Consider the following 21,960-nt stretch of genomic DNA (forward strand, 5'->3'; position numbering starts at 1 on the left):
AGGACGGCGTCGGGGTGGATGCCGTGGTGTTGCCAGGTGGCGGCGAGGGAGATCATGACGGCGAAGAGGGCGGGTTGGACGATCTCGACGCGGTCGAGGGGTTCTGCGTTGCGGAGGAGTTGGGTGAGTGACCAGTCGACGTGGGGGTTGAGGGCGTCCTCGCACTCGGCGATCCGTCGGGCGAACGCCGGTTCGGTGTCGAGGAGTTCGGCGGCCATACCAGGCCACTGGGAGCCCTGACCGGGGAAGACGAAGACGGTGCGGCCGCCTGTGGTGGCGGTGTTGGTGGTGAGTGCGGGGTGGGGGGTGTTGGTGGTGAGGGCGGTGAGGGCCGCGCGGAGTTGGGTGCGGTTGCCGGTGGCGACGGCTCGGTGGTCGAAGCGGGTACGGCCGGTGGCGAGGGTGTGGGCGATGTCCCGGATGTCCTGCTCGACCGTCATCAACCGCTCCGCGTAAGCACTCAGCGCCTCCGGTGAGCGTGCCGAGAGCGGCCAGGACACCACCGCGTCCCCGTCCACCACGCCGTCCTCACCCGGCCGGGCCGGCTCCTCGGCGGGTGCCCCCTCCAGGATCACGTGCGCGTTGGTACCGCTCACCCCGAACGAGGAGACGCCGGCCCGGCGCGGGCGCTCGTCCCCGGGCCACGCGCGGGCCTCGGTGAGCAGTTCCACGGCGCCCGCCGACCAGTCCACCTGCGGGGTCGGGCCGTCCACGTGCAGGGTCTTGGGCAGCACGCCGTGCCGCATCGCCAGCACCGTCTTGATCACACCGCCGACGCCGGCCGCGGCGGAGGTGTGCCCGAGGTTGGACTTCAGCGAGCCGAGCCAGAGCGGCTGCCCGTCGGGCCGGCCCTGGCCGTAGGTGGCCAGCAGGGCCTGCGCCTCGATCGGGTCACCCAGCCGGGTACCGGTGCCGTGCGCCTCCACCGCGTCGATGTCGGCGGCGGACAGCCCGGCGTCGGCCAGCGCGGCCCGGATCACCCGCTGCTGCGAGGGCCCGTTGGGAGCGGTCAGGCCGTTGCTGGCCCCGTCCTGGTTGACCGCGGTGCCCCGGACGAAGGCCAGCACCGGATGCCCGTTGCGCCGCGCGTCCGACAGCCGCTCCAGCAGCAGGATGCCGGCGCCCTCGCCGAAGCCCGTCCCGTCGGCGGCCGCGGCGAACGGCTTGCAGCGCCCGTCCGGCGCCAGCCCGCCCTGCCGGCTGAACTCCACGAACAGCTCGGGGCTGGACATCACCGTCACCCCGCCGGCGAGCGCCAGGTCGCACTCGCCGCTGCGCAGCGACCGCGCGGCCAGGTGCAGGGCGACCAGCGAGGAGGAGCAGGCGGTGTCCACGGTGACCGCCGGGCCTTCCAGCCCGAAGACGTACGCCAGCCGGCCGGAGACGATGCTCCCCGAGTTCCCGGTGCCGAGGAACCCCTCGACGTCCTCCGGGATGTGCGGCAGCAGCCGCGCCGCGTAGTCCTGCTGCATCAGGCCGACGAACACGCCGGCCGCCGAGCCGTGCAGGGTGGTCGGGTCGATGCCGGCCCGCTCGAACGCCTCCCAGGCGGTCTCCAGCAGCAGCCGCTGCTGCGGGTCCATCGCCAGCGCCTCGCGCGGCGAGATCCCGAAGAACTCCGCGTCGAAGTCCCCGGCCGCGTCCAGGAATCCGCCCTCGCGGGCGTACGAGGTGCCCCGGTGGTCCGGGTCGGGGTCGTACAGCGCCTCCAGGTCCCAGCCGCGGTCGGCCGGGAACTCCCCGATGCCGTCCGCGCCGTCGGCGACCAGCCGCCACAGGTCCTCGGGGGAGCGCACCCCGCCGGGGAAGCGGCAGCCCATCGAGACGATCACCACCGGGTCGTCCTGCGTCCGGCCGCGGACGGCGGCCGTCACCGGGGCGGGGCGGTCGCCGAGCAGTTCGGCCCGCAGGTGGCGGGCGAGGGCGGCCGGGGAGGGGTGGTCGAAGACCAGGGTGGCGGGCAGCCGCAGGCCGGTCGCGGTGTTCAGCCGGTTGCGCAGCTCCACCGCGGCGAGCGAGTCGAAGCCGAGGTCGCGGAAGGCCCGGCCGGTCTCCACCGCCTCCGGCGAGGCGTGGCCGAGTACGGCCGCCACCTGGGCCCGGATCAGCTCCAGCAGCTGCGTCTCCTGCTCCGGCGCGGGCAGCGCCGCGAGCTGCCCGGCGAGCGAGCCGTCCGACCCGGCCCGGGCCGCCACCGGCCGGGCCGGCGGGCCGACCAGGCCGCGCAGCAGCGGGGACAGCGGCCGGTTCGCCGCGCCGGCCCGCAGCGCCGCCCGGTCCAGCCGGATCGGCACCAGGGCGGGCAGGTCCACCGCGAGGGCGGCGTCCAGCAGGGCGAGCCCCTGCGCGGTGGTGAGCGCCGGCATGCCCGAGCGGGCCAGGCGCCGTTCGTCGGCCTCGTCCACCCGGCTGGTCAGCGCCCCGCGCTGGGCCCACAGCGTCCAGGCCAGCGACTGGCCGGCCAGGCCCCGGGCCCGGCGGTGCTGGGCGAGCGCGTCCAGGTAGGCGTTGGCCGCCGCGTAGTTGGCCTGCCCGGGACCGCCGAACACCCCGGCCGCCGAGGAGAACAGCACGAAGGCGGCGAGCGGCAGGTCGCGGGTCAGCTCGTGCAGGTGCAGGGCTGCCTCGGCCTTGGGCCGCAGCACGGTGTCCACCCGCTCGGGGGTGAGCGCGGAGACCACGCCGTCGTCCAGCGCGCCCGCGGTGTGCACCACCGCGGTCAGCGGGTGGGCGGCGGGGACGGCGGCCAGTAGTGCGGCCAGCGCCGATCGGTCCGCCACGTCGCAGGCGGCGAGGGTGACCTCGGCGCCCAGCGCGGACAGTTCCGCGGCCAGGTCGGCGGCGCCCTCGGCGGCCGGGCCTTGACGGCTCGCCAGCAGCAGGTGGCGCAGCCCGTGCGCGGTCACCAGGTGCCGGGCCACCGCCGAGCCGAGCAGCCCGGTGCCGCCGGTGATCAGGACGGTGCCCGCCGGGTCCGGCGCCGCCGGCCGCCCGCCGGTGGCCGCCGCCACCGGCGCCAGCAGCGGCGCGTGCGCGACCCCGGCGCGGACCGCGAGCTCGTCCTCCCCGGCGAACGCGGCGAACGCGGCGAGCGCTGCCGGGCCGCCGGTTCCGTCCTCGGGCAGGTCGAGCAGCCCGAACCGGCCGGGGTGCTCGGAGCGCGCGGAGCGCAGCAGCCCCCAGACGGCGCTGTGTGCCAGGTCCGGCACGTCCTCGGCCGCCGCGCCGGCCACCGCGCCCGCGGTCACCAGGACCAGCCGGGAGTCGGCGAACCGCTCGTCGGCCAGCCACCGCTGGACCAGGTCCAGCGCGCGGTGCACCGCCTCGGCGGCGCTCCCGGCCGCCTCGACGGGCGCCAGCACGAGCGGCGGCACCTGCGGCAGCCCGGCCAGCTCGGCCAGGTCGGCGACCCGGGCGCCGGGCAGGTCGGGCCGGGCCCCGCCGACCACGGCCCAGGCCCCGGCGGGCTCCTGACCGGCCGCGACGGGCTGCCAGTCGACCCGGTACAGCGAGGGGTGGAACGCCGCCGGCGCGCCCGCGGCGGCCTGCGGCGCCGGGCGCAGCACCAGCGAGTCGACCGTGGCGACCGGCCGGCCGGCCGGATCGGCCACCGCGAGGGACAGCGCGTCCGGCCCGGCCGGGGCGAGCCGCAGCCGTACGGCGGTCGCGCCCGAGGCGTGCAGCGTCACGCCCGTCCAGCTGAACGGCATCCGGCCCTCGGCGTCCGGCCCCAGGCCGGTGGCGTGCAGGGCCGCGTCCAGCAGCGCCGGGTGCAGGCCGAAGCGGGCGGCCTCCGGCTGCCGCTCGGCCGGCAGTTCGGCCTCGGCGAACAGCTCCGCACCGCGCTGCCAGGCGGCCGTCAGCCCGCGGAAGGCCGGACCGTAGGCGAACCCGGCGGCGGCGAACCGCTCGTACGTCCCGGTCAGGTCGAACGGGACGGCGCCGGGCGGCGGCCAGGCGGCCAGGTCGGCCCGGGCCTCGCCGGCGGGCGCGGCCGGCGCGCCCGCGAGCAGCCCCTCGGCGTGCCGCAGCCAGCCGCCGTCCGGGTCGCCGTCGGCGCGCGAGTGCAGGCTGACCGGCCGGTCGCCGCTGGCGTCCGGGGCGCCGACGGCCAGCCGCAGCAGCACCCCGCCCTGCTCGGGCAGCACCAGCGGCGCCTCCAGGGTGAACTCCCGCACCCCCGCGCAGCCGACCTGGTCGCCGGCGCGGACGGCCAGCTCCAGGAAGGCGGTGCCGGGCAGCAGCGCCGCGCCGTGCACGGCGTGGTCGGCGAGCCACGGGTGGGTGCGCAGCGAGAGCCGGCCGGTGAACAGCACCCCGTCCTGGTCGGCCAGCGTCACCATGGCGCCCAGCAGCGGGTGGCCAGCCGTCTCCAGGCCCGCGGCGCCCAGGTCGCCCGGGTCCGCGGAGGTGTCCTCCAGCCAGAGGTCCTCGCGCTGGAACGCGTACGTGGGCAGCTCCACCCGGCCCGCCCGGCGCCCGGCGAACACCGCCGACCAGTCGACCGGCACCGACCGCAGGTGCAGCTCGCCGAGCGCGGTGAACAGCCGCGCCGGGCCGCCCTCGCCGCGCCGCAGGGTGCCGAGCGCGAGCGCCTCGGAGCCGACCGCCTCGGCGCTCTCCTGGATCGCGGGCGCCAGCACGGGGTGCGGGCTGCACTCCAGCAGCACCTGGTAGCCGTCGGCCAGCAGCGCCCGGGTGGCCTGCTCGAACTCCACCGTCCGCCGCAGGTTGCGGTACCAGTACCCGGCGTCCAACTCGGCGGTGTCCAGCAGCCCGCCGGTCACCGCCGAGTAGAACGGCAGCGCGGACGCGCGCGGCGTGATCCCGGCCAGCTCGCGCAGCAAATCCTGCTCGATCGCCGCGACCTGCGCCGAGTGCGAGGCGTAGTCCACCGGGATCCGCCGGGCCCGCCCGTCGAGCGCCTCGACCTCGGCGAGCAGGGCGTCCAGCGCCTGCGGGTCGCCGGAGACCACCGTCGAGGCGGGCCCGTTGACGGCGGCCAGCGAGAGCCGCTCGCCCCACGGCCCGATCAGCTCGCGCACCCGGTCGGCCGGCAGCGACACCGACACCATGCCGCCGTGCCCGGCCAGCGCGCGCAGCGCCCGGCTGCGCAGCGCGACCACCTTGGCGCCGTCCTCCAGCGACAGGGCGCCCGCCACCACGGCGGCGGCGATCTCGCCCTGGCTGTGGCCGACCACCGCCGCCGGGGCGATCCCGTACGAGCGCCACAGCTCGGCCAGCGACACCAGCACCGCGAACAGCAGCGGCTGCACCAGGTCGACCCGCTCGACGGGCTCGCCGGAGCGCAGCAGCTCCAGCGCCGGACGCTCCAGGTAGGGGGCGAGGGCGTCCGCGCAGGCCCGCATCCGCTCGGCGAACACCGGTGAGGTGTCCAGCAGTTCGACCGCCATGCCGGGCCACTGCGAGCCCTGGCCGGGGAAGACGAACGCCACCGGGCCGCCCGCCCCGGGGCGGCCGCGCAGCAGGCCGGGCAGCTCGCGCCCCTCGGCCAGCGCGGTCAGGCCCGCCAGGAAGCCGGCGCGGTCGCCCGCGACCACCACCGCCCGGTGCTCCAGCGCCGCCCGGGTGGTCGCCAGCGCGTGGCCGACCTCGGCCGGCGCCAGGTCCGGACGCTCGGTCAGGTGGCGCGCCAGCCGGTCGGCCTGGGCGCGCAGCGCCGCCTCGGTGTGGCCGGACAGCACCCAGGGCAGTGGCCCGGCGGGGGCCTCCGGCGCCGGGTCGGCCGGGGTGTCCGGGGCCTGCTCGACGATCACGTGGCCGTTGGTGCCGCTGACCCCGAAGGAGGAGACCGCCGCCCGGCGCGGGCGCCCGGTCCGCGGCCAGGCCGTGGGCTCGGTCACCAGTTGGACGGCTCCGGACTCCCAGTCGACCTGCGGGGTGCGCCGCCCGGCGTGCAGGGTGGGCGGCACCACGCCGTGCCGCATCGCCAGCACCATCTTGATCACGCCGCCCACGCCGGCGGCGGCCTGGGTGTGCCCGAGGTTGGACTTGAGCGAGCCGAGCAGCAGCGGCCGCTCGGTGGGCCGGTCCTGACCGTAGGTGGCCAGCAGGGCCTGCGCCTCGACCGGGTCGCCGAGCGGCGTCCCGGTGCCGTGCGCCTCGACCACGTCCACGTCGCCGGTGGACAGCCGGGCCCCGGCCAGCGCCTGCCGGATCACCCGCTGCTGGGCAGGCCCGTTCGGCGCGGTGAGCCTGCTGCTGGCGCCGTCCTGGTTGACCGCCGAACCGCGCACCAGGGCCAGCACCGGGTGCCCGAGCCGGTGGGCCTCCGACAGCCGCTCCAGCAGCAGCAGCCCGACCCCCTCGCCCCAGCCGGTGCCGTCGGCCTCCGCCGAGAAGGACTTGCACCGGCCGTCGGCGGCCAGGCCGCCCTGCCGGCTCATCTCCACGAACGGGACGGGCGTGGACATCACCATCGCGCCGCCCGCCAGCGCCAGCGTGCACTCCCGGCGGCGCAGCGCCTGGCAGGCCAGGTGCAGCGCCACCAGCGAGGAGGAGCAGGCGGTGTCGACGCTGAGCGCCGGGCCCTCCAGACCGAAGGTGTACGACACCCGGCCGGAGGCCACGCTGTCCGAGCTGCCGCTGCCGAGGTAGCCCTCGACGTCGGCGGGCACCTGGCGCAGCCGTACCGCGTAGTCCTGGTACATCACGCCGGCGAACACGCCGGTCCGGCTGCCGCGCAGGGTGGTCGGGTCGATGCCGGCCCGTTCGAACGCCTCCCAGCCGGTCTCCAGCAGCAGCCGCTGCTGCGGGTCCATCGCCAGCGCCTCGCGCGGGGAGATCCCGAAGAAGGCCGGGTCGAAGCCGGCCACGCCGGTCAGGAAGCCGCCCTCACCGGCGTAGCTGGTGCCGGGCCGCTCGCGGTCCTCGTCGACCAGCGCGGCCAGGTCCCAGCCGCGGTCGGCGGGGAACGGGGCGATCGCGTCGGTGCCGCCGAGCACCAGGTCCCACAGCTCCTCGGGGGAGCTCACCCCGCCCGGGTAGCGGCAGCTCATCGAGACGATGGCGATCGGCTCGTGGTCCTGCTCCTCGACCTCCTGCAGCCGCTGCCGGGTGCGGTGCAGGTCGGCCGCGACCCGCTTGAGGTAGTCGCGCAGCTTGTCGTCGTTCACCGGTCGTCGTCACCTTCGTCTCGGTCGGCAGGGGCCCAGCGGAGCGCGGCAGAGGTCACGGCATGCCGAGCTCGTTGTCGATGAACGCGAACAGGTCGTCGTCGCCGGCCGCCTCCAGGCGGTCCTCGACGGCGTCCCGGGCGGGTCGCAGGGTGGCCAGCAACCCCTGGAGCCGGGTGGCCAGTTCGGGATGGGCCGGCCCGCCGGCCAGCGCCAGTTCCAGCCGGTCCAGCTCGGCCAGCCCGGCGGTGCCGGCCAGGTCCGCGGCGCCCTCGGGGCCGGCCGGCCCGTCACCGGCCGCCGGGGCCAGGTGCTCGGCCAGGTGCCGGGCGATCGCGGTCGCGGTCGGGTGGTCGAACAGCAGGGTGGCGGGCAGCCGCAGGCCGGTCGCGGCCCGCAGCCGGTTGCGCAGCTCGACCGCGGTCAGCGAGTCGAAGCCGAGGTCCAGCAGGCCCCGGTCGGCCGGCACCGCCTCCTGCGGCCCGAAGCCGAGCACCAGCCCGGCGTGCGAGCGGACCAGCTCCAGCAGCACCTGGTCGCGCTGCGGGGCGGCCAGCGGCGCCAGCCGCCGGGCCAGCTGCTCCGCCGCGTCCGGGCCCGCCGGGTCGGCCGCGGCGGCGGACCGGCGGGCGGCCGGCCGGACCAGGCCGCGCAGCAGCGCGGGCACGCCACCCGTCCCGGCCTGGGCGGCGATCGCCGCCGTGTCCAGCCGTACCGGCAGCACCATCGCCTCGTCGACGCCCCGGGCCGCGTCGAACAGCGCCAGGCCCTCCGCGGGGGCGAAGGCGACGATCCCGCCACGGGCGATCCGCCGCAGGTCCGCCTCGTCCAGGCCGCCGGACATCCCGCCCTCGTTGGCCCACAGGCCCCAGGCCAGCGAGCCGCCGACCAGGCCGCGGGCCCGCCGCCGGTGCGCCAGCGCGTCCAGGAAGGCGTTGGCGGCCGCGTAGTTGCCCTGCCCCATGCCGCCGAACACGCCGGCCAGCGAGGAGAACAGCACGAACGCGGACAGCTTGTGGCCGTCGGTGAGCTCGTGCAGGTTGACCGCCGCGTCGACCTTCGGCCGCAGCGCCACCTCCAGCTGCTCGGGCGTCATGTCCGCCACCAGCCCGTCGGCCAGCACCCCGGCGGAGTGCACCACCGCCGTCAGCGGGTGGGCGGCCGGCAGCCCGTCCAGCAGGGCGGCCAGCGCCGCCCGGTCCGCGGCGTCGCAGGCGACCACCCGGACCTCGGCGCCGAGTTCGGCCAGCTCGGCGCGCAGCTGCTCGGCGCCGGGCGCGGCCGGACCGCTGCGGCTGGTCAGCACCAGGTGCCGCACGCCGTGCATGGCGACCAGGTGACGCGCGATCAGCGCGCCGATCGCCCCGGTGCCACCGGTGATCAGGACGGTGCCGTGCGGATCCCAGCGCGGGGCCTCCTCGACCTCCGCGCGCGGCACCCGGGCCAGCCGGGGCGCGTACGCCCGGCCCTCGCGCAGCGCCAGCTGCGGCTCCCCGCCGGCCAGCGCGCCGCCCAGCGCGGCCGCCGAGGCCTCGCTGCCGTCGCTGTCCACCAGCACGAACCGGCCCGGGTTCTCGGTCTGCGCCGAGCGCAGCAGGCCCCAGACGGCGGCCTGGGCGAGGTCGGGCACGTCGTCGCCGGGGTGCACCGGGACGGCGCCCGCGGTGGCCAGCACCAGGACCGAGTCGGCGAACCGCTCGTCCGCCAGCCACTCCCGGACCAGCGCCAGCGCCTCGCCGGTGGCCGTGCGCACCGACCCGGCGCAGGCGCCGGGCCGTTCGGCGGCGCACCGGGCCAGCACCAGGGCGGGGGCCGGCCCCTCGTCGGCCACCAGGTCGCCCGGCCGGGCGCCGGCGGCCAGCTCGACCGGGTCGGCGTCGGGCCCGGCGGCCGGCTGCGGCAGCGGCGTCCACTCCACCCGGAACAGCTCCTGGTGGTGGCCGGTCCGGGAGGCCTTGACCTGCTCCGCCGAGACCGGCCGCAGCACCAGCGACCGCGCGGACAGCACCGGCCGCCCGGCCCGGTCGGTCACCTCGACCGTCACCGCGTCCCGCCCGGCCGGGGCCAGCCGCAGCCGGACCGCCTCCGCGCCGTGCGCGTGCAGCTGCACCCCGTTCCAGGAGAACGGCAGCCAGCCCTGGCTGTCGCCCTCCGGCCCGGTGCCCGGCAGCACGTCGAAGACCAGCGCGTGCAGGGCGCTGTCCAGCAGCGCCGGGTGCAGCCCGTAGCGCCCGGCCTCGCCCCGGCCGCCCTCCGGCAGCACCGCCTCGGCGAAGACCTCCTCGCCGAGCCGCCAGGCCGCCGTCAGCCCCTGGAACGCCGGGCCGTACGCGAAACCGCCCTCGGCGAACCGCTGGTAGAGACCGTCCACCGGCAGCGGCACGGCGCCCGGCGGCGGCCAGGCGGCCGCCCCGTCCGCGGCAGCGGCCGCGGCGGGCCCGGCCTCGGCCAGCAGACCGGTCGCGTGCCGCACCCACGGCTGGTCCGGCGAGTCCTCCGGCCGGGCGTGCACCGCCAGCGTCCGGGCGCCGGTGGCGTCCGGCGCGCCGACCACCAGCTGCAGCGCGGTGCCGCCGGTGGGCGGGAGCAGCAGCGGCGCCTCCAGGGTGAGTTCCTCCACCGCCGCGCAGCCGAACCGCTCGGCGGCCCGGGCGGCCAGCTCCAGGAAGCCGGTCGCCGGGAACAGCACCTCCTCGAAGACCCGGTGGTCGCCCAGCCAGGGCTGCGCGTGCGGCGCCAGCCGGCCGGTCAGCAGGTCGCCCTCGCCGCCGGCCAGCGCGACCGCGGCGCCCAGCAGCGGGTGGTCCACCGCGGCCAGCCCCGCGCCGGTCACGTCGGGCTCCGCCCGGGTCGCCTCCAGCCAGTAGCGCCGGCGCTGGAAGGCGTACGTCGGCAGCTCGGCCGCGCGGCCCGGGGCGGGCGCGAACCGCCGGCTCCAGTCCACCGGCAGCCCCCGCACGTGCAGCGCGGCCAGGGCCGCGGTCAGCGCCTCCGGCTCGGGCTGGTCGCGCCGCAGCAGCGGCACCAGCAGCGCCTCGTCGGCGTCCCCGGCCAGGCACTCCTGGGCCAGCGAGCTGAGCGTGCCGTCCGCCCCGAGCTCCACGAAGGTGGTGACCCCGGCCGCCTCCAGGTGCCGCACCCCGTCCAGGAACCGGACGGTGCCGCGCACCTGCTCGGCCCAGTACGCGGGCGAGCAGAGCTGCTCCTCGGTGGCCGGCGCCCCGGTCAGGTCGGAGACCACCGGGATGCGCGGCGCCCGGAACTCCAGGCCCTCGGCGACCTGCCGGAACTCGGCCAGCATGCCGTCCATGTGGGCCGAGTGGAAGGCGTGGCTGACCGTCAGCTCCTTGACCCGGCGGCCCAGCGACCGCCAGTGCCCGGCCGCCGACCGGACCGCCGCCGCCTCGCCGGAGAGCACCGTGGCGGCCGGCCCGTTCACCGCGGCCAGCGCCAACTCCTGCGGATTCGCGACGAGTTGCGGCGCGAGCTCGTCGGCGGTGACGGCCAGCGCGACCATCGCCCCGTCCGTCCGCATCCCCTGCATCAGCCGGCCCCGGGCCGCCACCAGCGCGGCCGCGTCCGGCAGCGAGAGCACCCCGGCCAGGTGCGCCGCGGTCAGCTCGCCGACCGAGTGGCCGAGCAGCAGATCCGGCTGCAGACCCCAGTGGGTGGCCAGCCGGAACAGCGCGGTGCCGAGCGCGAACAGCGCCGGCTGGGTGTACTCGGTGCGGGCGAGCGCGGCGCCGCCCTCGGCGATCACCTCGCGCAACGGCCGCTCCAGCAGCGGGTCCAGCTCGGCGCAGGCCTCGTCGAAGGCGTCGGCGAACACCGGCTGCGCCGCGTACAGGCCCGCGCCCATCCCGGCCCGCTGGCTGCCCTGGCCGGGCAGCAGGAAGGCCGTCCGCCCGGGCCGTCCGGCCACCCCGTGCACCACCCGGCCGTGCGGGCGCCCGGCGGCCAGCGCCGCCAGGGCCTCCAGCCGGGCGGGCCGGTCGGCGCCGAGCAGCACCGCGCGGTGCTCGAACGCGCTGCGCCCGGTGGCCAGCGCGGCGGCCGGGTCGGCGTCCTGACCGGAGGCCAGGTGCGCGTGCAACCGCTCGGCCTGCTCCCGCAGCGCCTCCTCGGTGCGGCCGGACAGCAGCCACGGCCCCTCGGCCCCGGCGGCGTCCGCGGGGGCCGGCGCGGCCGGGACGTGCTCCAGCACGGTGTGCGCGTTGGTGCCGCTCACCCCGAACGAGGAGACCGCGGCCCGGCGCGGGCGGCCGGTCGCCGGCCAGGCGGTGTTCGAGGTGACCAGCTCGACCGCGCCTGCCGTCCAGTCCACGTACGGGGTGGGCCGGTCCACGTGCAGGGTCGCGGGCAGCACGCCGTGCTGCATCGCCAGCACCGTCTTGATGATCCCCGCCGCCCCCGCCGCGGCCTGGGTGTGGCCGATGTTGGACTTGAGGGAGCCGAGGAGCAGGGGTCGGTCGGTGGGTCGGTGTTGTCCGTAGGTGGCGAGGATGGCTTGGGCTTCGATGGGGTCGCCGAGGCGGGTGCCGGTGCCGTGCGCCTCGACGGCGTCGACGTCGGCGGGGGTGAGGCCGGCGTCGGCGAGGGCGGCCTGGATGACGCGTTGCTGGGAGGGGCCGTTGGGGGCGGTGAGGCCGTTGCTGGCGCCGTCCTGGTTGACGGCGGAGCCGCGGACCAGGGCGAGCACCGGGTGGCCGTGGCGCCGTGCGTCGGACAGCCGCTCCAGCAGGAGCAGGCCCACGCCCTCCGCCCAGGCGGTGCCGTCGGCGGCGGCCGCGAACGGCTTGCACCGCCCGTCGGCGGCCAGCCCGCGCTGCCGGCTGAACTCCACGAAGGCGTCCGGCCCCGCCATCACGGTGACCCCGCCGGCCAGCGCGAGCGTGCACTCACCGGCCCGCAGCGCCCGGGCGGCCAGGTGCACCGCGACCAGCGCCGAGGAGCAGGCGGTGTCCACGGTGATCGCCGGGCCCTCCAGGCCGAAGGTGTACGCGATCCGCCCGGAGGCGACACTGCCCGCGCTGCCGATGCCGAGGTAGCCCTCGAACTCCTCGGACGGCGTGCCGACCCGGGAGCCGTAGTCCCGGTAGCTGGAGCCGACGAACACCCCGCCCCGGCTGCCCTTGAGCGTGCGCGGGTCGATCCCGGCGCGCTCCAGCACCTCCCAGGCGACCTCCAGCAGCAGCCGCTGCTGCGGGTCGACCGAGACCGCCTCGCGCGGCGATATCCCGAAGAACGCCGGGTCGAAGTCGCCCGCGTCGTACAGGAATCCGCCCTCCCGGGCGTACGTGGTGCCGGTCCGCGCCGGGTCCGGGTCGTACAGGCCGGCCAGGTCCCAGCCGCGGTCGGTCGGGAACCCGGAGATCGCGTCGGTGCCCTCGTCGACCAGCCGCCACAGGTCCTCGGGGGAGCGCACCCCGCCCGGCAGGCGGCAGCCCATCGCGACGATCGCGATCGGGTCGTCGTCCGCTCCGGCCACCGGCACCGGCCGGGGCTCGGCGGCGGGCTCCGGCGCGTCCCCCAAGAGCTCCGCCAGCAGGTGGGCGGCGAGCGCGGCGGTGGTCGGGTGGTCGAAGGCCAGCGTCACCGACAGCCGCAGCCCGGTCGCCTCGGCCAGCCGGTTGCGCAGCTCGACCGCGGTCAGCGAGTCGAAGCCGATGTCCTTGAACACCCGGTCCGGCTCGATCGCCGCCGGGTCGGGGTGTCCGAGCACCTCGGCGACCTCGGCGCGCACCAGGTCCGCCAGCGCGGCGCGCCGCTCGGCGGTGCCGAGCGCGGCCAGTCGGTCGACCAGCTCACCGGCGGCCGAGGCCGCCGGCGCGGCCTGCCGGGCCTCCGGCAGGTCGGCCAGCACGGCGCTCGGGCGCAGCGCGGTGAACGAGCGGACGAACCGGTCCCAGGCGAAGTCGCAGACCACCACCCGGGTGTCGTCGTGGTCCAGCGCCTGCCGCAGCGCGGCGAGCGCGGTCGCCGGCGCCATCGCGGGCAGCCCGTTGCGGACCAGCCGCTCGCCGACCGCGCCGCCGGCCAGGCTGTCGCCGCCCCACAGGCCCCAGGCCACCGCGGTCGCCGGCAGCCCGTCCGCCCGGCGCCGTTCGGCCAGCGCGTCCAGGAAGGCGTTGGCCGCCGCGTAGCTGCCCTGCCCGGTGCCGCCGAGGGTGCCGGCGAGCGAGGAGAACAGCACGAAGGCGGACAGCTCCTGGTTCCGGGTCAGCTCGTCCAGGTGCAGCGCGGCGTCCAGCTTGGGTCGCAGCACCGCCGCCGCCCGCTCCGGCGTCAGGGCGTCGAGTACCCCATCGTCCAGTACGCCGGCCGCGTGCACCACCGCGGTCAGCGGCCGGTCCGGCGGCACGGCGGCGAGCAGCGCCGCCAGCGCGTCCCGGTCGGCCACGTCGCAGGCCGCCACCTCGGTGGTGGCGCCGGCCCGGGCCAGTTCGGCGACCAGCTCGGCCGCGCCCGGCGCGTCCGGGCCCTGGCGGCCGGTCAGCAGCAGGTGCCGGGCGCCGGCCGAGGCCAGCATCCGGGCCACGTGCGCGCCGAGCGCGCCCGTCCCGCCGGTGATCAGGACGGTGCCCTCCGGGGTCCAGGCCCGCGCCGGCCGGCGCCCGCCCAGCGGGGCCCGGGCCAGCCGGCGGCCGAACACGCCCGAACCGCGGACCGCCACCTGGTCCTCCGCCGCCCGGTCCGCACCGCCCGCCGGCACCTCGCCCGCCAGGACCCCGGCCAGCCGCGCGCGGGCCCGGGCGTCCAGACGGGAAGGCAGATCCACCAGCCCGGCCCAGCGCTCCGGGTACTCCACCCCGGCCACCCCGCCCAGACCCCAGACCAGGGCCTGCAACGGACGGGCGAGCGGGTCGGAACGGCCCACCGACACCGCGCCCGACGTCGCGGCCCACAGCCGGGTGGGCAGCGCCGCGTCCCCGAGCGCCTGCAACAGCGTCACGGTGGACACCAGCCCGGCCGGCATCGCCGAGCCCGGCCCGTACGGCCGCTCGTCCAGCGCCAGCAGCGACAGCACGCCGTCCGGCCGCAGTTCGGCCAGCCGGGCGGCCAGCTCCGCCCGGTCCGCACCGGCGACCTCCAGGGTGCGCACCTCGGTGCCGTGCTCCGCGAGCGCCGCGACGCACTCGGCGACCAGCTCCGGGGCGATCCCCGGCGCCACCGCGACCAGCCAGCTGCCGGCCGGGCCGGCGGCCGGCGCCGCGGGCAGCGGACGCCACTCCACCCGGTAGCGCCAGGCGTCCAGTTCGGCCCGGCCCCGGCTGGTGCGCAGCCAGTCCGCCAGCGGCGGCAGCACCGCCTCCAGCGCCTGCCTGGTCCCCGGGTCCTCGATCCGCAGGGTCTCGGCGAGCGCGGCCCGGTCCTGCTGCTCCACCGCGCGCCAGAAGCCCTCGTCCGGCGTACCGCCCGACCCCGCGGCGGGCACGGTGGCCGGGGCCAGCCAGTAGCGCTGCTGCTGGAAGGCGTAGGTGGGCAGGTCGGTGCGGTGCGCGCCGGAGCCGGCGAAGACCGGCGCCCAGTCCACCGGCACGCCCTGCACGTGCAGTTCGGCCAGCGAGGTGAGGAAGCGGGCCCGGCCGCCCTCGTCCCGGCGCAGCGTGCCGACCACGGCGCCGCCGGCGCCGGCCGCCTCCGCGGCCTCCTGGAGCCACACGGTCAGCGTCGGATGGGCGCTGGCCTCGACGAACACGTCGTACCCGTCGGCCAGCAGCGCCCGCACGGCGCGGCCGAACTCCACGGTCCGCCGCAGGTTGCGGTACCAGTACCCGGCGTCCAGCTCCGTGCCCTCCAGCCGGCCGCCGGTGACCGCCGAGTAGAAGGCGGCGGTGGCGGGCCGGGGCCGCACCCCGGCCAGCACCTCCAGCAGCTCCTGCTCGATCTGCTCGACCTGGGCGGAGTGCCCGGCGAAGTCGACACCGGGGATCGGCCAGCTCAGCACGCCGTCCGCGGACAGCTCCTCGGCCAGCCCGTCCAGCGCCGCCGGATCGCCGGACAGCGCCACCGAGGTCGGCCCGTTCACCGCGGCCACCCCGATCCGCTCGCCCCACGGCGCCAGGCGCTCCGCCAGGTCCGCGACCGCCAGCGGCACGAACAGCATCGCGCCCGGGCCGGTCAGCGCGCGCAGCGCCCGACTGCGCAGCGCGACCACCTTGGCGCCGTCCTCCAGCGTGAGCGCGCCCGCCACCACCGCGGCGGCGATCTCGCCCTGACTGTGGCCGACCACCGCGTCCGGCTCCACGCCGTGCGCGCGCCACAGCTCGGCCAGCGACACCATCACCGCGAACAGCACCGGCTGCACCACGTCGACCCGCTCCAGCGGCTCGCCGGAGCGCACCACCTCCAGCAGCGGGAAGGTGGTGTGCGGGGCCAACGCCTGCGCGCACTGCGCCATCCGGGCGGCGAACACCGGCTCGGTGTCCAGGAGTTCGACCGCCATCCCGATCCACTGGGCACCCTGCCCCGGGAACACGAACACCCGCCGGCCGGCCGGACCGACCGCGCCCCGGGCCAGCCCCGGCCCGCCCCGGCCGGCGATCAGCTCGTCCAGGCCGGCCAGGAAGTCGGCCGGCGCGGCGGCGACCACCGCGGCCCGGTGCTCGAACGCGGTCCTGGTGGTGGCCAGCGACCAGGCCACGTCCAGCGGTTCGCGGCCCTCGGCGGCCAGCTCCCGCAGCCGCTCGGCCTGCCCGCGCAACGCCTCGGCGCTGCGGGCCGACAGCAGCCACGGCACCGGCCGCGCGGCGGGCTCCCGGGCCGGCTCCTCGGCCGGCTCCGCGGGCGCCTGCTCCACCACGACGTGCGCGTTGGTGCCGCTGAGCCCGAACGAGGAGACGCCGGCCCGGCGGGGGCGCCCGGCCTCGGGCCAGTCCCGGGCCTCGGTGAGCAGTTCGACCGTGCCGGCCGACCAGTCCACGTCCGGGGTCGGCACCTCGGCGTGCAGGGTGCGCGGCAGCACCCCGTGCCGCATCGCCAGCACCATCTTCATCACGCCGCCGACCCCGGCGGCGGCCTGGGTGTGCCCGATGTTCGACTTCAGCGAGCCCAGCCACAGCGGCCGGTCCGCCGGCCGGTCCTGACCGTACGTCGCCAGCAGCGCGTCCGCCTCGATCGGGTCGCCGAGCCGGGTGCCGGTGCCGTGCGCCTCGACCGCGTCCACCTCCGCGGCGGACAGGCCGGCGTCGGCCAGCGCGGCCCGGATCACCCGCTGCTGCGCCAGGCCGCTCGGTGCGGTCAGCCCGTTGCTGGCGCCGTCCTGGTTGACGGCGCTGCCGCGCAGCACGGCCAGCACCGGGTGCCCGTTGCGTCGGGCGTCCGACAGCCGTTCCAGTACCAGCACGCCGACGCCCTCGGCCAGCCCGAAGCCGTCCGCCTGCGCGCCGAAGGACTTGCACCGGCCGTCGGCGGCCAGCCCGCGCTGGCGGGCGAAGCCGGTCAGCGAGAGCGGGGTGCCGACCACGGTCGCCCCGCCGGCCAGCGCGAGGTCGCACTCCCCGGCGCGCAGCGCCCGGGCCGCCAGGTGCAGCGCCACCAGCGAGGAGGAGCAGGCGGTGTCGACCGTGACGGCCGGCCCCTGCAGGCCCAGCGTGTAGGCCACCCGCCCGGTCAGCACGCTGGTGGACACGCCCGCGATGAACAGGCCCTCCAGCTCGTCCGGGACGTGCTCCATGCTCCCGCCGTACCCCTGGTACGCGGCGCCGGCGAACACCCCGACCGGGCTGCCGTGCAGCGACGACGGGTCGATGCCGGCCCGCTCCAGCGCCTCCCAGCAGGTCTCCAGCAGCAGCCGCTGCTGCGGGTCCATCGCCAGTGCCTCGCGCGGGGAGATCCCGAAGAAGGCCGGGTCGAAGTGGCCGGCCCGCTCGACGAACCCGCCGGCCGCGGCGTAGCTGGTACCCGGCCGGTCCGGGTCGGCGTCGTACAGGCCGGCCAGGTCCCAGCCCCGGTCGGCGGGCAGCTCGCCGACCGCGTCCAGGCCCTCGGTCACCGCCCGCCACAGGGCCTCGGGGGAGTCGATCCCGCCGGGGTAGCGGCAGCCCATCGAGACGATCACGATCGGGTCCTGGTCGACCGGGGCGGCGGCCGGTGCGGCGCCCGGCACGGCGGCGCCGCCCGGCTCGCCGAGCAGGGTCGCCCCCAGGTGGCGGGCCAGCGCGCCCGCCGAGGAGTAGTCGAACACCACGGTCACCGGCAGCCGCAGTCCGGTCGCGGTGTTCAGCCGGTTGCGCATCTCCACCGCGGTCAGCGAGTCGAAACCGAGGTCACGGAAGGCCCGGCCCGGGTCCACCGCGGTCGCCGAGTCGTGCCCGAGCACCGCCGCGGCCTGGCCGCGGACCAGCTCGACCAGCTCCCGTTCGCGCTCCGCCGCGGGCAGCGGCCGCAGCCGCTCCCGCAGCGCCGAACCCGCGCCGTCCGGCTCGCCGGCCGGCGCGTCGACCGCCAGCGCGGCCCGCACCTCGGGGAGTTCACCGATCAGCGGGCTGGGCCGGGCCGAGGTGAAGACCGGGGCGAACCGCTCCCAGTCGACGTCCGCGACCACCGGCACCGCCTCCGGGCCGGCCAGCACCTGCTGCAGCGCGTCCAGCGCCACCGCCGGCTTCATGAACACCACGCCCTGAGCGCGCAGTTGCTCCTCCACCAGGTGGGCGGCCATGCCGGCGCCGCCCTCCGGGCTCCAGATCCCCCAGACGATCGAGGTCGCGCTCAGGCCCCGGGCCCGGCGGTTCTCGGCCAGCGCGTCCAGGTAGGCGTTGGAGGCGGCGTACGCGCCGTGGTCGGCGCTGCCCCAGACCGAGGAGATCGAGGAGAACAGCACGAAGGCGTCCAGCTCGCCGGTGAGCAGCTCGTCCAGGTGCCGGGCGCCGCCCACCTTGGCGTACAGGGTGTCGGCGAACTCGGCCAGGTCGGTCGAGGGCAGCGGCACCAGCAGCCCCGCCCCGGCGGCGTGCAGCACCGAGCGGACCTCGTCGCCCTGCGCCGCCAGCCCGTCCAGCAGCTCGGCGAGCGCGGCCCGGTCGGCCACGTCGCAGGCGGCGACCGTCACCCGGGCGCCCAGCGCGGCCAGTTCGGCCGCCAGGGCGGCGGCTCCCGGCGCCTTCGGGCCGGCGCGGCCGACCAGCACCAGGTGCTCGGCGCCGTCGCCGGCCAGCCGGCGCGCCACCTGCGCGCCGATCCCGCCGGTGCCGCCGGTGATCAGCACCGTGCCGCGCGGGCGCCACCGCCCGCCGCTCGCCGGCCGGGCCGCCGCGCGGACCAGCCGCCGCCCGTACGCCCCGCCGTCGCGCACCGCGACCTGGTCCTCGGCGCCCGCTCCGCCCGCCAGCAGCGCCGCCAGCCGGGCCGCGCCGCGCTCGTCCAGGGCCTCCGGCAGGTCGACCAGGCCGCCCCAGCCGCGCGGGTACTCCAGCGCCGCGACCCGGCCCAGCCCCCAGCTGAGCTGCTGCTCGGGGGAGGGCGCGCCGTCCTGCGGCCCGGTGGCGACCGCCCCGCGGGTGAGCCACCAGAGCGGGGCACTCACGCCGAGGTCGCCCATCGCCTGCGCCAGCGCGAGGTTGAGCGCCACGCCGACCGGCACCACGGGGTGCAGCGGGTGGGCCCGCTCGTCCAGCGCCAGCAGCGAGACCACCCCGGCGAGCGGCCCGTCCGCGCCGTCGGCCAGCGGTCCGGCCAACCGCTCGGCCAGGAGGGCGCGTTCGGCGTCCGCCTCGGTCAGCTCGACGGTGACCGCGCCCGGCAGCGCCCGTAGGCAGGCCGCCACCAGCGGGTCCTCGGCCTGCCCCGCCGGGACCAGCACCAGCCGGCGGGCGGCCGCCGCCGGACCGGGCGCCGGCTCGGCCAGTCGGCGCCACTCCACCCGGTAGTGCCAGGACTCCGCCTGCTGCCGCTCGGAGTGCCCGCGGTGCCACGCCGCGAGCGCGGGCGCGACGGTGGTCAGCGGATCCTCGGGGGTGACCCCGAGCGCGGCGGCCAGCTCGGCCGGGTCGCCGCTGCGCACGGTCCGCCAGAACTCCTCGGCCACCGGGTCGCCGGCCGCGCCGGCGGGGGCCGCGCCCTCCAGCCAGTACCGGCGGCGGCGGAAGGCGTAGGTCGGCAGCTCGGCCCGGGGGCCGGCGCCGAACACGGCCGTCCAGTCGGGGGAGCGGCCGGCCGCGTGCGCCTCGCCGAGGGCCAGCAGGAAGCGTGCCCGGCCGCCCTCGCCGCGGCGCAGGGTGGCCAGCGCTGCCGCCTCGAACCCGCCGTCCTCGGCGCTCTGCTGGACCCCGACGGTCAGCACGGGGTGCGCGCTGGCCTCGACGAAGTACCGGAAGCCCTGCTCCAGCAGCGCCCGGGTGCCGTCCTGGAACCGGACGGTCTGCCGCAGGTTGCGGTACCAGTACCCGGCGTCCAGCTCGGTGCCGTCCAGCCGGCGGCCGTCGACGGTGGAGAAGAACGGCACCGTCGCGGTCCGCGGGCGCAGGCCCGCGAGGTCCTCGGCGAGCCGCTCGCGGATCTGCTCGACCTGGGCCGAGTGCGAGGCGTAGTCCACCGGGATCCGGCGGGCGGTCGGCTCCTCGGCGAGCACCTGCTCGACCGCGGCGAGGTCGCCGGAGAGCACGGTGGCCGACGGTCCGTTCACGGCCGCCACCGACAGCCGGCCGGCGCAGCGCTCCAGCAGCCCGGTCAGCCGCTCGGGCGGCAGCGGCACGGAGACCATGCCGCCGGTGCCTCGGAGTTGGGTGAGGGCTTGGGCGCGGAGGGCGGCGATTTTGGCGCCGTCCTCCAGGGTGAGGGCGCCGGCGACGACGGCTGCGGCGATTTCTCCTTGGGAGTGGCCGAGGACGGCGTCGGGGTGGACGCCGTGGTGCTGCCAGAGGGCGGCGAGCGAGACCATGACGGCGAAGAGGGCGGGTTGGACCACGTCGACCCGTTCCAAGGGGTCCGCGGTGCGCAGGAGTTGGGTGAGGGACCAGTCGACGTGCGGGGCGAGTGCGGCCTCGCAGGCGGCGATGCGTTCGGCGAAGATGGGCTCCTCGGCGAGCAGGCCGGCGGCCATCGCGGGCCACTGCGAGCCCTGCCCCGGGAAGACGAACGCGGTCCGGCCCGGGGCACCGGCGACCCCGGTCACCAGGTTGGGCGCCGGGGCTCCGGCGGCCAGGGCGCCGAGCGCAGTCCGCAGCCCGGCCCGGTCGGCGGCGACCATGACCGCGCGGTGCTCGAAGGCGGTCCTGGTGGTCGCCAGCGCCCGGCCGACCTCGACGGCGCCGAGCTGCGGCGCCGCGTCCAGGTGCGCCGCCAGCCGCTCGGCCTGGGCCCGGAGGGCCGACTCGTCGCGGCCGGAGACCAGCCAGGCGAACGGGCCGGCGGCCGGCTCGGCGTCCTGTCCGGCGTCGGCGCGCTGCCCGGCGTCGGCGTCGGCGTCCTCGGGAGCGGCCGGCAGCGGCGCGGGGTCCTCGGGCGCCTGCTCCACGATGACGTGCGCGTTGGTGCCGCTGACCCCGAAGCCGGAGATGCCGGCCCGGCGCGGCCGCTCGTCCCCGGGCCACGCGCGGGCCTCGGTGAGCAGTTCGACCGCACCGGCCCGCCAGTCGACGAACGGTGAGGGCTCGTCCACGTGCAGGGTCTTCGGGAGCACGCCGTGCCGCATGGCGAGGAGCATCTTGATGATGCCGCCGACGCCGGCGGCGGCGGAGGTGTGCCCGAGGTTGGACTTGAGCGAGCCGAGCCGGAGCGGCTGCCCGTCGGGCCGGCCCTGGCCGTAGGTGGCCAGCAGGGCCTGGGCCTCGATCGGGTCGCCCAGCCGGGTGCCGGTGCCGTGCGCCTCGACCGCGTCCACGTCCGCGGGGGCCAGCCGGGCGTCGGCCAGCGCCTCGGTGATCACCCGCTGCTGGGACGGGCCGTTGGGGGCGGTCAGGCCGTTGCTGGCCCCGTCCTGGTTGACCGCGGTGCCGCGGACCAGGCCGAGCACCCGGTGGCCGTGGCGCCGCGCGTCGGAGAGCCGTTCCAGCAGTAGTACGCCGACGCCCTCGGCCCAGCCGGTGCCGTCCGCCGCGCCCGCGAACGCCTTGCACCGGCCGTCCGCGGACAGTGCCCGCTGCCGGCTGAACGCCACGAAGGCGTCCGGGGTGGCCATCACCGACACGCCGCCGGCCAGCGCCAGCGTGCACTCCCCGGAGCGCAGCGAACGCACCGCCAGGTGCAGCGCCACCAGCGAGGAGGAGCAGGCCGTGTCCACCGTCACCGCCGGGCCGCGCAGCCCCAGCGTGTACGAGACGCGGCCGGACACCACGCTGCCGGCGGTGCCGGTGTCGAGCAGGCCCTGGACCTCCGGCAGGTGCCGGGAGACGGAGCCGTAGTCGTTGCCGATCGCGCCGACGAAGACGCCGGTACGGCTGTCGCGCAGCGAGGCGGGGTCGATGCCCGCGCGCTCCACCCCCTCCCACACGGTCTCCAGCAGCAGCCGTTGCTGCGGGTCCATGGCGAGCGCCTCGCGCGGCGAGATGCTGAAGAAGCCGGCGTCGAACTCACCGGCCTCGTACAGGAATCCGCCGCTGCGGGTGTACGAGGTGCCGACCCGCTCCGGGTCCGGGTCGTAGAGCCGCCCGGTGTCCCAGCCGCGGTCGGCCGGCCAGTCGCCGATCGCGTCCTCGCCGCGCTCGACCAGCTCCCACAGCCGCTCCGGCGTATCGGCGCCGCCCGGGTAGCGGCAGGCCATCGAGACGATCGCGATCGGCTCGTGCCGGGCGTCCTCGGCCGCGCGCAGCTCCCGGCGGGCCTCGCCGAGATCGGCGGTGGCGCGCCTGAGGTAGTCGAGGAGTTTCTCGTTGTCCGCCATCAGTGC

2 protein-coding genes are annotated in these 21,960 nt (G+C 77.9%); both read right to left on the reverse strand.

The window, feature by feature from the left end:
• Nucleotides 1-7,136 (reverse strand): type I polyketide synthase (locus ABT014_RS32840; RefSeq protein ID WP_350643209.1); only part of this gene is annotated, 7,136 nt, incomplete at its 3' end.
• Between the two features lie 55 nt (nucleotides 7,137-7,191).
• Nucleotides 7,192-21,954, reverse strand: a complete 14,763-nt coding sequence (locus tag ABT014_RS32845) for a type I polyketide synthase (RefSeq protein WP_350643211.1) — start codon at nucleotides 21,952-21,954, stop codon at nucleotides 7,192-7,194.
• Between the last annotated feature and the right edge of the window lie 6 nt (nucleotides 21,955-21,960).

It is taken from the genome of Kitasatospora sp. NPDC094015, from assembly GCF_040304075.1.
GTDB lineage: Bacteria > Actinomycetota > Actinomycetes > Streptomycetales > Streptomycetaceae > Kitasatospora.